Raw genomic sequence first — 15,368 nt, 5'->3', positions numbered from 1 at the left:
GGGCTGGAACGATTTCCAGTGTCGCTTCGGGCCGGCGTAAGCGCACCACCGACCCTGATGAGGCTCTTAGTACATCACCTTGTGACCATACTGCTCAAGAATGCCTTTTACCCGCTCCATGGTCTCTTTCTTCGGCGGATGGACGCCGTCAAGCTTGTACTCTTCGCCCATCGCCACCCATTTGTGTTTACCCAGCTCATGGTAAGGCAGCAGCTCAATTTTTTCGACGTTGCCCATATCGCGGGTAAACTCGCCCAGGCGGTGTGCAGAGTCATCATCATCAGACCAGCCCGGAACCACAACGTAGCGGATCCAGACATTGATATTCTTCTTCGCCAGGTACTGGGCAAACTCAAGGGTCCGGTGGTTAGAAACGCCGACCAGATTCTGGTGGATTTCATCGTTCATCTGCTTAAGATCCAGCATCACCAGGTCAGTCACCTCCAGCAGCTCGTCGATAACCGGATCGTAGCGACGGACAAAGCCGTTGGTATCGAGACAGGTATGAATACCTTCCTTTTTACAGGCGCGGAACCAGTCGCGAACAAACTCCGCCTGCAGGATTGCTTCACCGCCTGACGCGGTGACGCCGCCGCCGGACGCGTTCATAAAGTGACGATAGGTCACCACCTCTTTCATTAATTCTTCAACGGTGATTTCTTTGCCGCCATGGGTATCCCAGGTGTCACGGTTATGGCAGTACAGGCAGCGCATCAGGCAGCCCTGGAAAAAGGTAATAAAGCGGATGCCCGGGCCATCAACGGTGCCACAGGATTCAAAGGAGTGAATGCGACCAATAACTGACATTGCGGTGTTTTCTCCAGATGTGGCCCATCCGGGGCCGTGTTGGTGCACAGCTCAGCGGCTGTGTCGAGTCTGTTTTGACAGGTACCCAAAGTATAGATAACTGGCAAAGCAGGCTGGGGCGGGGATCACTTGTTAAAAAGGCCCCACTGATGTGGGGCCTTTATTGTACGCTTTTTCAGTCAGACTGGGAATTACATGGTCTGAGTGAAGGTACGGGTAATAACGTCCTGCTGCTGTTCTTTCGTCAGGGAGTTAAAACGTACAGCGTAGCCAGATACGCGGATGGTCAGCTGCGGATATTTTTCCGGGTTTTCCATCGCGTCGAGCAGCATTTCGCGGTTCATGACGTTCACGTTCAGGTGCTGACCACCTTCGATGGACGCTTCGTGATGGAAGTAACCATCCATCAGGCCCGCCAGGTTGGTCTTACGAACTTCGTCATCTTTACCCAGCGCGTTCGGTACGATAGAGAAGGTGTAAGAGATACCATCTTTCGCGTAAGCAAACGGCAGTTTAGCTACGGAGGTCAGAGAGGCAACAGCACCTTTCTGGTCACGACCGTGCATCGGGTTAGCACCTGGTCCGAACGGTGCACCAGCGCGACGACCGTCTGGGGTGTTACCGGTTTTCTTACCATACACTACGTTAGAGGTGATGGTCAGAACAGACTGAGTCGGGATAGCGTTGCGGTAGGTGTGCAGTTTCTGAATTTTCTTCATGAAACGTTCAACCAGGTCAACGGCCATGTCATCGACGCGCGCATCGTTGTTACCAAACTGCGGGTATTCGCCTTCGATTTCGAAGTCGATAGCCAGACCGTCTTCGTCACGAATCGGTTTAACTTTCGCATATTTGATAGCAGACAGGGAGTCAGCCGCAACGGACAGACCGGCGATACCACACGCCATGGTGCGGATAACGTCACGGTCGTGCAGCGCCATCAGAGAGGCTTCGTAGCTGTACTTGTCGTGCATGTAGTGGATGATGTTCAGGGCGGTGACATACTGTTTAGCCAGCCAGTCCATGAAGTGATCCATGCGTTCCATCACTTCGTCGAAGTTCAGGACGTCGCCTTTGATCGGCTCAGATTTCGGGCCCACCTGCATTTTCAGTTTTTCATCCACGCCGCCGTTGATAGCGTACAGCATGGTTTTCGCGAGGTTAGCGCGAGCACCGAAGAACTGCATTTGCTTACCAACAACCATCGGGCTGACGCAGCATGCGATAGCGTAGTCGTCGTTGTTGAAGTCCGGACGCATCAGGTCATCGTTCTCATACTGCAGAGAAGAGGTATCGATGGACACTTTAGCGGCGAATTTCTTGAAGCTCAGCGGCAGTTTTTCAGACCACAGGATGGTGATGTTCGGCTCCGGAGACGGCCCCATGGTGTACAGGGTATTCAGGAAGCGGAAGCTGTTTTTGGTGACCAGAGTACGGCCGTCAACGCCCATACCACCGATGGATTCGGTTGCCCAAATCGGGTCGCCGGAGAACAGTTCGTCGTATTCCGGGGTACGCAGGAAGCGAACCATACGCAGTTTCATGACCAGGTGGTCAACCATTTCCTGCGCGTCTTGCTCGGTGATTTTGCCCGCCTGCAGGTCACGTTCGATGTAGATATCCAGGAAGCTGGAGGTACGACCGAAGGACATTGCTGCACCGTTCTGGGATTTAACGGCAGCCAGGTAACCGAAATAGGTCCACTGGATTGCTTCCTGAGCGGTGGTCGCCGGGCCGGAGATGTCGTAGCCATATTTAGCTGCCATCTCTTTGATCTGACCCAGTGCGCGGTGCTGCTCAGCAATTTCTTCGCGCAGACGGATGGTAGCTTCCAGATCTTCGCCGCTTTCCAGTTTCGCCTGCAGAGAGTTGAACTGGGCGAATTTGTCTTTCATCAGGAAGTCGATACCGTACAGCGCAACGCGACGGTAGTCACCAATGATACGACCACGGCCGTAAGCATCCGGCAGACCGGTCAGCACGCCGGATTTACGGCAGCGCAGGATGTCAGGGGTATAGACATCGAAAACACCCTGGTTGTGGGTTTTACGGTATTCAGTGAAGATTTTTTTCAGCATCGGGTCCAGCTCGCGATTGTACGCTTTGCAGGAACCTTCAACCATTTTGATACCACCGAACGGGATAATCGCACGTTTCAGCGGCGCTTCGGTCTGCAGACCAACGATTTTTTCCAGACCTTTCTCGATGTAGCCTGCGTCGTGAGAGGTGATAGTGGAAGCGAGGGCTGTGTCGAAATCAACAGGCGCGTGAGTGCGGTTTTCCTGTTTTACCCCTTCCATTACGGTGTCCCACAGCTTGGTGGTCGCTTCAGTCGCGCCAGCCAGGAAGGATTCGTCACCTTCGTATGGGGTGTAGTTTTTCTGAATAAAGTCACGGACGTTGACTTCATTCTGCCAGTCACCTTTCGCAAAACCTTCCCAGGCTGTGGCTAACTTTTCATTAAGCTCGGACATGTAACACCTACCTTCTTAAGTGGATTTTTTATTTACTGCCTGAAACAACCCTTAGTGATGGTCGTTGCCACGCAGGTAAATGACCCAGTATGTCAACCCGACCAGCAGACCCCCGCCGATAATGTTCCCGATGGTTACCGGAATCAGGTTATCAGTGATGAAGTTCATGACGGTCAGGTGAGAGAAACTTTCCGGAGTTGAACCGACCGCGGTCCAGAATTCCGGGCTCGCAAAATTGCGGATTACGATACCCATCGGGATCATAAACATGTTGGCGATGCTGTGCTCAAAGCCGCTGGCAACGAACATTGCTACCGGCAGGACCATGATCATCGCTTTATCCATCAGACTACGACCGGAATAGCTCATCCATACGGCGAGACAAACCATCAGGTTAGCGAGGATACCGAGGCACACAGCTTCCACAAAAGTATGGTGCATTTTGTGGTCAGCGGTTTGCAGGACGTTTAGACCCCAACCGCCGTTGGCGGTCATATATTCGCCGGATAACCACATCAGCAGCACAAACAGCAGCGCGCCTACCAGGTTACCAAAATAGACGTTGAGCCAGTTTTTTGCCAGTTGCCCCCAGGTAATTCGACCGCTGGCTTTCGCTACCACGATCAACACTGTAGAGGTAAAGAGGTCAGCGCCGCAGATAACACACAGAATCAGACCCAGGGAAAAACAGACCCCACCAATAAGCTTGGCAATCCCATAAGGCATCGCGGCAGTGCCGGTGGTCGCGGTGATATAGAATACGAAAGCGATGGAGATGAAAACGCCAGCGGTGATCGCCAGATAAAAGGTTTTCATCGGATGCTTCGTTGCTTTATAGACACCTGCTTCTTCGGCGACTTTCGCCATCGCGGCAGGGAGCAAAAGATCAAAAGGGTTGTCAGCTTTCACACTAACTCTCTCTTTATATAAGTTGGCGGTGAGATACTAACAAAGCATTATAGAAGGGAAATTGATATAGATCATATCACACCGGAACTATATGCCTTTTTAGTGTGTGGTTTTTGCTTTTATATGAACTAACGATATGAATTAAAAGGGAAAAATAAATTTTAAAATTTATAAGTTATGTTGAATATTTTCATTTTCGCCCGGATTTCTGAGTTAATTAAAATGGAGTATTTTAATTAAAATTAACAAATGGTAAATAAAAGAAAGTCAATATTTACCATTAATTAACTTTGCAACTACAAAATTTCGGGGCTGCTTTGCCTGGAAAAAATAACGGAGCCGCGAAGGGCTCCGTTTTTGGCCACAACAATGATGTTGTGTGGACTTATTTTGCCCAGAAAGCCGCTTTAGCCCGCTGCAGTTTTTCATAAGCCTTTAACAGCGACTGATGGGCCGGGAAGGCCTGCAGATCGTTATCGACAGCCTGAAGGCCATAGAATGGCGCTTCGCCGCTCAGCGCCGCGCTGGCGGCTTCGACCGCGTCGGCACCGTACATACGGATGAACGCGTTCAGGTATTGCAGCGGCTGACGCTCCTCTTCCTGGCTCAGCAGCAGCAGGGTTTGCAGGCAGCGATAGTAGTTGGCTCGTTCCGCACTGAAGACCGATGCGTTGAATTCCATGGTCCACTCGGTCCAGATCAGCGCCTGTTCCAGATCGCCGCCGGCCAGCGCCAGCATCGCTTTCAGCTCGCCAACGCGCAGGGTGTACCAGCCGTTGTCTTTCCCGGTAGCGAGACCCAGCAGTTCGCGAACGCGGGTGAAATCATCCAGACCCTCATCATCCATCTGCTCGATCAGCGCCAGGTAATCTTCTTTTTCCCACTCGCTGCCCGGCAGGGACAGAATGGTCTCGCGCAGATGAGCGCCCATGCTGTTGTTCGCCAGCCAAAGATCTTCCGCAGGATAAATATCCGACATCCCCGGGACGATGATACGGCAGGCGTAAACGCCCAGGTGCTCGTAGTCGGCGATATACACTTCTTTATCTTCGGCCTTGAAGATGGCCATCAGGGTGGCGAACTCTTCTTCGGTGGTGCCGGAGAAGCTCCAGTCAACGAACGGATAGTCGGCATCCTGCTTGAACATATCCCAGGAGATCAGGCCGCTGGAGTCGATGAAGTGGGTTTCGAGGTTAGCGTGTTCAGCGACTTCTTCGTCGTCGAAGGTCGGCGGCGTAAAGACGTCGAGATCTTTCAGGCTGCGGCCCTGCAGCAGTTCGGTGACCGTACGCTCCAGCGCCACGCCGAAGTCCGGGTGGGCGCCAAAAGAGGCGAAGCAGGTGCCGTTAGCTGGGTTAAACAGCACGACGCAGATAACCGGATATTTACCACCCAGTGAGCCATCGTAGGCAAAAATTGGGAAACCTTCGGCTTCCAGTTTAGCGATCGACTCTACGACGCCTGGATAGCGCGCCATCACTTCCGCCGGGATCTCCGGCAGGCTGATGCTTTCGGCGATGATGCGGTTTTTAATGTGACGCTCAAAGACCTCAGACAGGCCCTGTACCCGCGCTTCGTTACGGGTGTTTCCTGCGGACATGCCGTTGGAGACGTAGAGGTTACCGACAATATTCATCGGAATATAAACCGTTTCACCGTCGGACTGACGGGTAAAGGGCAGGCCGCACACGCCGCGCTCATCGTTCCCGGACTGCAGATCCACCAGCATGCTGGCTGTCAGTTGATCGTCTGGATCGTAGAAGGCGCGCAGGCGGGCATCCAGCAGACCCTCCGGGACTTCATCATCTTCAGTCAGCGGGAACCACTTTTCGTTCGGGTAGTGAACAAACGGGCCGTTAGCGATGGTGTCGCCTAACCAGAAGTCAGCGAAAAAATAGTTAGTGGACAGACGTTCGAAATATTCGCCCAGCGCGGAGGCCAGGGCTGCCTTTTTGGTGGCGCCTTTACCATTGGTAAAGCACAGCGCGCACGCTTTATCGCGAATGTGAACGGACCACACGTGCGGCACCGGGTTCAGCCACGAGGCCTCTTCGATATCAAATCCGAGGTCGAGCAATTTCTGCTGGAAGCGAGCGATGGAATCTTCCAGGGCGGCATCTTTGCCGGGAATAAACGTTTGGGTCATGGCGATCACTTTTGTCGTACGGAAAGCGCGCAATGATACGGCTTTTATCTGACAGGTGCTATCTCCATCATCTGGCTATGCTTAGAGGCATCTTATGACCCACAGGGAGATGATTGATGAAAGCCTTTGACTGGCAGCGGATGGCGCTCGATAAAGTGCCGGTGGAATTCCTCGCCGAGGTGGCGTTACGCAGCCTCTATACCTTCGTTCTGGTTTTTATATTCCTCAAAATTACCGGACGACGCGGCGTGCGGCAGATGTCGCTGTTTGAGGTGCTGATTATTCTGACTCTCGGCTCGGCGGCAGGGGACGTGGCGTTTTATGACGATGTGCCGCTGCTGCCGGTGCTGGTGGTCTTTATCACGCTGGCGCTGCTGTATCGCGGCATCATGTGGCTGATGGGGCACAGCGAAAAGCTCGAGGACCTGCTGGAGGGTAAACCTATTGTGGTGGTGGAAGAGGGGCAACTGGCCTGGGAGAAGCTGCATGCGGAAAATATGACCGAATTTGAGTTTTTTATGGAGCTGCGGGTCAATAGCGTCGAGCAGCTTGGCCAGGTGCGGCTGGCGATCCTCGAAACCAACGGCCAGATCAGCGTCTTTTATTATCCCGATGAAGAGGTGAGGGCTGGGTTATCGATCCTTCCGGCGCACTGTACCACACGCTATACCACCATTCCGCAAGAGGGGATCTATGCCTGCGTACGCTGCAGCATGGTGATGGCGATGCAGGCGGGTGAAAAGCGAATATGTGCACGCTGTGCAAATGCAGAATGGTCGAAGGCCAGTCGGGCGAAACGGCTTACCTGACAGCAAATATGTCGGTTTTATTACGTCAAGCCGATAGATTCTGTTGTGTGACGGCGGCCGCGTTTTGCCGTCGGCGAGTTTTAGCCATTGCGGACCGTGTCACTGAATGATAAAACCGATAGCCACAGGAATAACTTATGCCCGCGGCGGTTCGCGGGCAAAACAACATAGCAACGTGGTGAGGGGAAATGGCTCAGGTCTATAACTTCAGTTCGGGCCCGGCAATGCTGCCGGCGGAAGTACTCAAACTGGCGCAGCAGGAACTGTGCGACTGGCACGGTCTGGGGACGTCGGTCATGGAGATCAGTCACCGTGGTAAGGAGTTTATCCAGGTGGCAGAAGAGGCAGAACAGGACTTCCGCGCTCTGCTGAACATCCCTTCCAACTATAAAGTTTTATTCTGCCACGGCGGCGGCCGCGGCCAGTTCGCCGGGATCCCGCTGAACATCCTCGGCGATAAAAAGGTCGCTGACTATGTGGACGCCGGCTACTGGGCGGCCAGCGCGGTCAAAGAGGCGAAGAAATACTGCACGCCGAACGTTATCGACGCGAAAATCACCGTCGACGGCAAGCGCGCTGTGACGCCGATGAGCGAGTGGCAGCTGACCCCGGGGGCAGCCTATCTGCATTACTGCCCGAACGAAACCATTGACGGTATCGCGATTGATGAGACGCCGAACTTCGGCGACGACGTCATCGTAACCGCCGATTTCTCCTCCACCATTCTGTCCCGCGAAATTGACGTTAACCGTTTCGGCGTTATCTACGCCGGCGCACAGAAGAATATCGGCCCGGCGGGGCTGACGCTGGTCATCGTGCGTGAAGATCTGCTGGGCAAAGCCAGTGTGGCCTGCCCGTCAATTCTTGACTACACCGTGTTAAGCGAGAATGACTCGATGTTTAACACGCCGCCGACCTTCGCCTGGTATCTGGCTGGTCTGGTCTTTAAGTGGCTGAAACAGCAGGGCGGCGTTGCCGCGATGGATAAAATCAACCAGCAGAAAGCCGAACTGCTGTATGGCGTGATCGATAACAGCGGCTTCTACCGTAACGATGTGGCGCAAGCCAACCGCTCACGCATGAACGTGCCGTTCCAGCTGGCGGACAGCGCGCTGGACAAACTGTTCCTCGAAGAGTCGTTTGCCGCCGGGCTGCACGCGCTGAAGGGCCACCGCGTGGTGGGCGGCATGCGTGCTTCCATCTACAACGCCATGCCGCTGGACGGCGTGAAGGCGTTAACTGACTTTATGCTGGACTTCGAACGCCGCCACGGTTAATCGCCTGTTTATTTCTTCCTCCCCGCGGCCTGTCTGCGGGGTTTTTATTCTGTTTGTTTGAGAGTGAAGTTTGATGGAATCCCTGACGTTACAACCCATCGCACGCGTAGAGGGCACCGTGAACCTGCCAGGTTCGAAAAGCGTCTCCAACCGCGCGCTGCTGCTGGCTGCTCTGGCCCGCGGCACGACGGTGCTGACCAACCTGCTGGACAGCGACGATGTGCGCCATATGCTGAATGCCCTGAGTGCGCTGGGGGTTCAATACACCCTGTCTGCCGACCGCACCCGTTGCGAAGTGACCGGCAACGGCGGCCCGCTGCGCGCTGCTGCGGCGCTGGAACTATTCCTCGGCAACGCCGGTACCGCGATGCGCCCGCTGGCGGCGGCCCTGTGCCTTGGCAGCAATGATATTGTGCTGACCGGCGAACCGCGGATGAAAGAGCGCCCGATCGGTCATCTGGTGGACGCCCTGCGTCAGGGCGGCGCTCAGATCGACTATCTGGAGCAGGAAAATTATCCACCGCTGCGCCTGCGCGGCGGTTTTCAGGGCGGCAACGTCGAGGTTGACGGCAGCGTCTCCAGCCAGTTCCTGACCGCGCTGCTGATGACCGCGCCGCTGGCGCCGCAGGATACTCTCATCGCCATTAAGGGCGATCTGGTATCGAAACCCTACATCGATATTACGCTGCATCTGATGAAAACCTTTGGCGTTGAGGTGGACAATCAGTCTTATCAGCGCTTTGTGGTGCGCGGCAATCAACAGTATCAGTCGCCGGGAGATTACCTGGTGGAAGGTGATGCCTCATCGGCCTCGTATTTCCTCGCCGCTGGCGCTATTAAGGGCGGTACGGTGAAAGTTACCGGTATTGGCCGCAACAGCGTACAGGGCGACATTCGTTTCGCCGACGTACTGGAGAAAATGGGCGCTACTGTCACCTGGGGCGACGATTTCATCGCCTGTACCCACGGCGAGCTCAAGGCTGTCGATATGGATATGAACCATATCCCGGACGCGGCGATGACCATCGCCACCGCCGCGCTGTTCGCGCAAGGGACCACTACCCTGCGCAATATCTACAACTGGCGGGTCAAGGAGACGGACCGTCTGTTCGCCATGGCGACCGAGCTGCGTAAAGTAGGCGCCGAGGTGGAAGAGGGCGAAGATTATATTCGCATCACCCCGCCAGCGGCGCTGAAATATGCGGAAATTGGCACCTATAACGACCACCGGATGGCGATGTGCTTCTCGCTGGTGGCACTGTCTGATACGCCGGTGACCATCCTTGATCCTAAATGTACGGCCAAAACGTTCCCTGACTATTTTGAGCAGCTGGCGCGGATCAGTACCCTCGCCTGAGTAAAACTTTGTCATCCCGCGGGCTGATGTCCTGTCAGCCCGCTATAATTGCGCAAAACTTCTGCTTTTCATTTCCTGTAGTCCGTAATTTACAAGCAATGCTCACTTTCCGGCGTATTGATGCGTATAATGCGCGGCGTTTATATTCCATGCGCCTTGCTGAAGGAGAAAAAGATGACGGCGAATATTCCGGTAATCACCATTGATGGGCCTGGCGGTGCGGGTAAAGGTACGTTGTGCAAGGCAATGGCGGAGGCGCTGGGCTGGCATCTGTTAGATTCAGGCGCGATCTATCGCGTTCTGGCGCTGGCGGCGCTGCATCATCATGTTGACGTAGAGTCTGAAGAGGCGCTGGTGCCTCTGGCTGCCCATCTTGATGTGCGCTTTATTTCTACTGACGGTACCCTGGAAGTGGTGCTGGAAGGGGAAGATGTCAGCGGTGAAATCCGCACTCAGGAGGTCGCCAATACCGCCTCGAAAGTGGCCGCTTTCCCGCGCGTTCGCGAAGCGCTGCTGCGCCGCCAGCGCGCCTTCCGCGAACTGCCGGGACTCATCGCTGACGGTCGCGATATGGGAACGGTGGTTTTCCCGGACGCGCCGGTGAAAATTTTCCTTGATGCCTCGGCCGATGAGCGGGCGCATCGCCGCATGCGGCAGTTGCAGGAAAAGGGCTTTGATGTTAACTTTGAACGTCTTTTGTCCGAGATAAAAGAGCGTGACGATCGCGACCGAAATCGCGCCGTGGCGCCGCTTGTCCCGGCTGCCGATGCATTAGTTCTCGATTCAACCGAACTAAACATTGAGCAAGTGATTGAAAAAGCGCTACAATATGCGCGCGAAAAATTGGGTGTTGCGTAAGCCTTAACCGGTAACGCGCCAAAGCCTCCGAATTATAGCAGTACCCCGCGGCAATGGATGGTCAGCGGGTATGTGAAACAACCCCATCCGGCACGGAGCCAGGTGGACGTTAATATTAACCTGAAGATTAAACATGACTGAATCTTTTGCTCAACTGTTTGAAGAATCCTTAAAAGAAATCGAAACCCGCCCGGGTTCCATCGTTCGTGGTGTTGTTGTTGCTATCGACAAAGACGTAGTACTGGTTGACGCCGGTCTGAAATCTGAGTCCGCCATTCCGGCTGAGCAGTTCAAAAACGCCCAGGGCGAGCTGGAAATCCAGGTTGGTGACGAAGTTGACGTTGCTCTGGATGCAGTAGAAGACGGCTTCGGTGAAACTCTGCTGTCCCGTGAGAAAGCTAAACGTCACGAAGCTTGGATCACGCTGGAAAAAGCTTACGAAGACGCTGAAACTGTTACCGGTGTTATCAACGGCAAAGTTAAAGGTGGCTTCACTGTTGAGCTGAACGGTATTCGTGCGTTCCTGCCGGGTTCCCTGGTAGACGTTCGTCCGGTGCGCGACACGCTGCACCTGGAAGGCAAAGAGCTTGAGTTCAAAGTCATCAAGCTGGACCAGAAGCGTAACAACGTTGTTGTTTCTCGTCGTGCCGTTATCGAATCCGAAAACAGCGCAGAGCGCGATCAGCTGCTGGAAAACCTGCAGGAAGGCATGGAAGTCAAAGGTATCGTTAAGAACCTCACTGACTACGGTGCATTCGTTGATCTGGGCGGCGTTGACGGCCTGCTGCACATCACCGATATGGCCTGGAAACGCGTTAAGCATCCGAGCGAAATCGTAAACGTTGGCGACGAAATCACTGTTAAAGTGCTGAAGTTCGACCGCGAGCGTACCCGTGTATCCCTGGGCCTGAAACAGCTGGGCGAAGATCCGTGGGTAGCTATCGCTAAACGTTATCCGGAAGGTACCAAACTGACCGGTCGCGTGACCAACCTGACCGACTACGGCTGCTTCGTTGAAATCGAAGAAGGCGTTGAAGGCCTGGTGCACGTTTCCGAAATGGATTGGACCAACAAAAACATCCACCCGTCCAAAGTTGTTAACGTTGGCGATGTAGTGGAAGTGATGGTTCTGGATATCGACGAAGAGCGTCGTCGTATCTCCCTGGGTCTGAAGCAGTGCAAATCTAACCCATGGCAGCAGTTCGCGGAAACCCACAACAAGGGCGACCGTGTTGAAGGTAAAATCAAGTCTATCACTGACTTCGGTATCTTCATCGGCCTGGACGGCGGCATCGACGGCCTGGTTCACCTGTCTGACATCTCCTGGAACGTTGCAGGCGAAGAAGCAGTTCGTGAATACAAAAAAGGCGACGAAATCGCAGCAGTTGTTCTGCAGGTTGACGCAGAGCGTGAGCGTATCTCCCTGGGCGTTAAACAGCTCGCGGAAGATCCGTTCAACAACTACGTTGCTCTGAACAAGAAAGGCGCTATCGTTGTTGGTAAAGTGACTGCAGTTGACGCTAAAGGCGCAACCGTAGAACTGGCTGACGGCGTAGAAGGTTACCTGCGTGCTTCTGAAGCATCCCGTGACCGCGTTGAAGACGCAACTCTGGTTCTGAGCGTTGGCGACGAAGTTGAAGCGAAATTCACCGGCGTGGATCGTAAGAACCGCGTAGTGAGCCTGTCTGTACGTGCGAAAGACGAAGCGGAAGAAAAAGACGCTATCGCTACCGTGAACAAGCAGGAAGACGCGAACTTCTCCAACAACGCCATGGCTGAAGCGTTCAAAGCAGCGAAAGGCGAGTAATCTTTGTCATTCAGGTAATAACAACCTGAATAGTGACGAGTTTACTTGACAGATTGCAGGATTCGTCCTGTAATCAAGCACAAAGGGCGGCTACGGCCGCCCTTGTTTAAGCTGTTAGCTAATTTTTGCCTTGAAGGAAACCGGAGGAATAATGACCAAGTCAGAATTGATTGAAAGACTTGCCAGCCAGCAATCTCACATTCCGGCGAAAGCGGTGGAAGATGCTGTTAAAGAAATGCTGGAACATATGGCCTCAACGCTTGCTCAAGGTGAGCGCATTGAAATCCGCGGTTTCGGCAGCTTCTCTCTGCACTATCGAGCACCTCGCACCGGACGTAACCCGAAAACTGGTGATAAAGTCGAACTGGAAGGTAAGTACGTTCCGCACTTTAAGCCCGGGAAAGAATTACGTGACCGCGCCAATATTTATGAAGGATAAGTTGCACAACGTGCAACCTGTCTGACGACAAAAAGCACCTTCGGGTGCTTTTTTTGTGCCCGTCATTTACGCCCTGCTTCGCAAAAAAAAGCGAGCCTGACTGCAACCGATAAGATTGTCTGGAAAGCGCTACGCACACCGGAATAGTGTGGCAGGACGTCAGCGTCGCCTTACGTCACACTGCCCGCTCACAGGGAGGTGTTTATGCGTCTACCATGGCTTGCCGGATGCGCCATCATCGCAATGCTGCCGCTGCTCTGGCTACCTACGTTGCCGGGCCCGGGCATTCTGGTAGGCGCGGGTGTTCTGGCGCTGCTGTTGATCCGCTGGCGTAGGTCGGCTATCCCCTGGGTGACGATGACGCTCCTGCTGATGATCTGGGGAGTATTGAGCGCACATCAGGCGCTGTGGCCAACCCAGCACCTCACCGGTGCTACCCGGCAGGCGGAAGTGATCCTCAGCGAGACGGATGGTCAGACCCTGCATCGAGGCCAGATTGTGCGCCTGGCGGGTCGCTATCTGTTTCCTCCGGTTGGCGTGACGCTGTACGGAGATCTCACTCCCGGCCCAGCCTGCGCGGGACAACACTGGCTGATGACGCTGCGCCTGCGCCCGGTGCACGGTCAGCTCAATGACGGCGGTTTTGACAGCCAGCGCTATGCGCTGGCCCAGCACCGGCCGCTGAGCGGAGGGATCGTCGCCGCTTCCGCGCTGGATACCCGCTGCAGTCTGCGCGCCCGCTATCTGGCATCGCTGACCCGGCGTCTGGAGCCTTATCCCTGGCGTGCGGTGATACTGGGATTAGGGATGGGGGAGCGGCTGGCCCTGCCGACGGAGATAAAAGCCCTGATGCAAAATACGGGCACCTCCCATCTTATGGCCATCTCAGGTCTGCATATCGCCCTGGCAGCATCTCTTATCATGCTGCTGCTGCGCGGTATGCAGGCTCTTTTCCCGGGCAGCTGGATCGGCTGGCGAATGCCGCTGCTGGCCGGGCTGTTCGGCGCCATCGGCTACGCCTGGTTGACCGGTATGCAGCCGCCGGCCCTGCGAACCTGCGTAGGGCTTGCGGTCTGCAGCGCTTTGCGTTTATCGGGCCAGCGCTGGACGGCGTGGCAGGTGTGGCTCAGTTGTCTGGGGGCGATATTGGTTGCCGACCCGCTGGCGGTCCTGTCGCAAAGCCTGTGGCTGTCCGCTTTTGCCGTGGCGGGGCTGATCTTCTGGTTCCAGTGGCTACCGCCTCCTGCCGGCCGCTGGCGCTGGCCGTGGAAGGCCTTAATGGCTCTTGTTCATTTGCAGGCTGGCGTAACGCTGCTGCTGATGCCGCTCCAGCTCCTGCTCTTCCATGGAGTCAGCCTGACGTCCATGGCCGCTAATTTGCTGGCGGTACCCTTAGTGACCCTGCTGGCGGTGCCGCTTATTCTGACCGCGATGCTGGTGCATCTCACGGGGCCGGAGATAGTGGAGTCGCTACTCTGGCTGGCGGCCGATCGCGTGGTGGCGGTATTGTTCTGGGAATTAAGACGTTTACCGGACGGCTGGTTGACGCTGGATGCTCGCTGGCTGTGGATCAGTATCCTGCCGTGGCTGTTGGTGATGGGCTGGCGTTTTCAGAGCTGGCGGCATTCACCGGCGCTGTGTCTCAGCGTGCTGTTTTTGCTGACGCGGCCATTCGGCCGACAACCGCCTGCGGACGAATGGCGGGTGACGATGCTGGATGTCGGGCAGGGGCTGGCGATGGTAATCGAGCGTCACGGTAAGGCATTGCTTTACGATACCGGGCCGGCATGGCCGCAGGGTGACAGCGGTCAACAGGTGATTATCCCGTGGCTGCGCTGGCACCATCTGCAGCTGCAAGGGATTATGCTGAGCCATGAACATCTTGACCATCGCGGTGGCCTTGATTCAGTGCTGCAGGCATGGCCGCAGGCCTGGGTGCGCAGCCCGTTAGGCTGGGCGCATCATCTGCCATGTCATCGCGGCGAGCGCTGGCAATGGCAGGGACTCAACTTCCAGGCCCTGTGGCCGCTACCGGGCAGCACGGCAAAGGGTAACAACCATTCTTGTGTGGTGCGGATCGATGATGGTCGCTCCAGCATCCTGCTCACCGGCGATATAGAACGTCAGGCGGAGCAGGCGATGATCAGCCGTTACTGGCAGCATCTGAGGTCTACACTTATTCAGGTTCCCCACCACGGCAGCAACACCTCCTCCAGCGCGCTGCTGGTCCGCCGGGTGGATGGCGCGGCCGCGCTGGCCTCCGCTTCGCGCTACAATGCGTGGCGGATGCCCTCGTACAAGGTGGTTCAGCGCTACCGCCAGCGGGGGTATCGCTGGTTCGCCACGCCGCAGCAGGGGCAAATAACGGTGATTTTTTCCACAGAAGGGTGGCAAATCCATAGCTTACGGGATCAAGTTTTACCGCGTTGGTATCATCAGTGGTTTGGCGCGCCCGCCGATAACGGGTAGAATATGCGGCTATTTC

The 15,368-nt window shown here is 55.3% G+C and carries 11 protein-coding genes; 7 read left to right on the top strand and 4 right to left on the bottom strand.

Translation table 11 applies throughout. From position 1 onward, the window contains the following. Nucleotides 1-66: 66 nt before the first annotated feature. The 4 genes from pflA to ycaO form a co-directional block, all read right to left on the bottom strand. Entirely contained in the window at nt 67-807 is a 741-nt protein-coding gene (gene pflA, locus LGL98_RS16625) for a pyruvate formate lyase 1-activating protein (RefSeq protein WP_002898145.1), read from the bottom strand. A gap of 191 nt (nt 808-998) precedes the next feature. Next, entirely contained in the window at nt 999-3,281 is a 2,283-nt protein-coding gene (pflB, locus tag LGL98_RS16620; protein WP_136029442.1) for a formate C-acetyltransferase, read from the bottom strand. Nucleotides 3,282-3,332: 51 nt separating this feature from the next. After that, nucleotides 3,333-4,190 carry a formate transporter FocA gene (gene focA / locus LGL98_RS16615; RefSeq protein ID WP_136029440.1) on the bottom strand — a complete coding sequence of 286 codons (858 nt, stop codon included), beginning with the start codon at nt 4,188-4,190 and terminating at the stop codon, nt 3,333-3,335. Nucleotides 4,191-4,575: 385 nt separating this feature from the next. Continuing rightward, nucleotides 4,576-6,336, bottom strand: coding sequence for a 30S ribosomal protein S12 methylthiotransferase accessory factor YcaO (gene ycaO, locus LGL98_RS16610; RefSeq protein WP_136032029.1), 1,761 nt, complete (start codon nt 6,334-6,336; stop codon nt 4,576-4,578). Nucleotides 6,337-6,452: 116 nt separating this feature from the next. On the opposite strand from ycaO, the gene LGL98_RS16605 reads away from it, so the two are divergent. From LGL98_RS16605 to LGL98_RS16575, 7 genes are all read left to right on the top strand, one after another. Further along, the gene (locus LGL98_RS16605) at nt 6,453-7,145 is read left to right on the top strand and encodes a DUF421 domain-containing protein (protein ID WP_025712963.1); all 693 of its coding nucleotides are present in this window, start codon (nt 6,453-6,455) and stop codon (nt 7,143-7,145) included. Between the two features lie 188 nt (nt 7,146-7,333). Continuing rightward, on the top strand, nt 7,334-8,422 hold the full coding sequence (gene serC, locus LGL98_RS16600; RefSeq protein WP_136032032.1) for a 3-phosphoserine/phosphohydroxythreonine transaminase: 1,089 nt from the start codon (nt 7,334-7,336) through the stop codon (nt 8,420-8,422). Between the two features lie 73 nt (nt 8,423-8,495). After that, entirely contained in the window at nt 8,496-9,779 is a 1,284-nt protein-coding gene (gene aroA / locus LGL98_RS16595) for a 3-phosphoshikimate 1-carboxyvinyltransferase (RefSeq protein WP_087805786.1), read from the top strand. 174 nt (nt 9,780-9,953) lie between these two features. Beyond that, on the top strand, nt 9,954-10,637 hold the full coding sequence (gene cmk / locus LGL98_RS16590; protein ID WP_080897559.1) for a (d)CMP kinase: 684 nt from the start codon (nt 9,954-9,956) through the stop codon (nt 10,635-10,637). Nucleotides 10,638-10,770: 133 nt separating this feature from the next. Beyond that, entirely contained in the window at nt 10,771-12,444 is a 1,674-nt protein-coding gene (rpsA, locus tag LGL98_RS16585; RefSeq protein ID WP_002898162.1) for a 30S ribosomal protein S1, read from the top strand. A 151-nt stretch (nt 12,445-12,595) separates the two neighbouring features. Beyond that, the gene (gene ihfB / locus LGL98_RS16580) at nt 12,596-12,883 is read left to right on the top strand and encodes an integration host factor subunit beta (RefSeq protein ID WP_002898165.1); all 288 of its coding nucleotides are present in this window, start codon (nt 12,596-12,598) and stop codon (nt 12,881-12,883) included. 204 nt (nt 12,884-13,087) lie between these two features. Beyond that, nucleotides 13,088-15,352 (top strand): ComEC family protein, encoded by a 2,265-nt coding sequence (locus LGL98_RS16575; RefSeq protein ID WP_136032034.1) that lies wholly within the window; start codon nt 13,088-13,090, stop codon nt 15,350-15,352. Nucleotides 15,353-15,368: the final 16 nt, after the last annotated feature.

The sequence above is a fragment of the Klebsiella africana genome, assembly GCF_020526085.1.
GTDB lineage: Bacteria > Pseudomonadota > Gammaproteobacteria > Enterobacterales > Enterobacteriaceae > Klebsiella > Klebsiella africana.
Note: the sequence above shows the minus strand (reverse complement) of the source record. Positions and strands in the feature narration are given on the sequence as shown.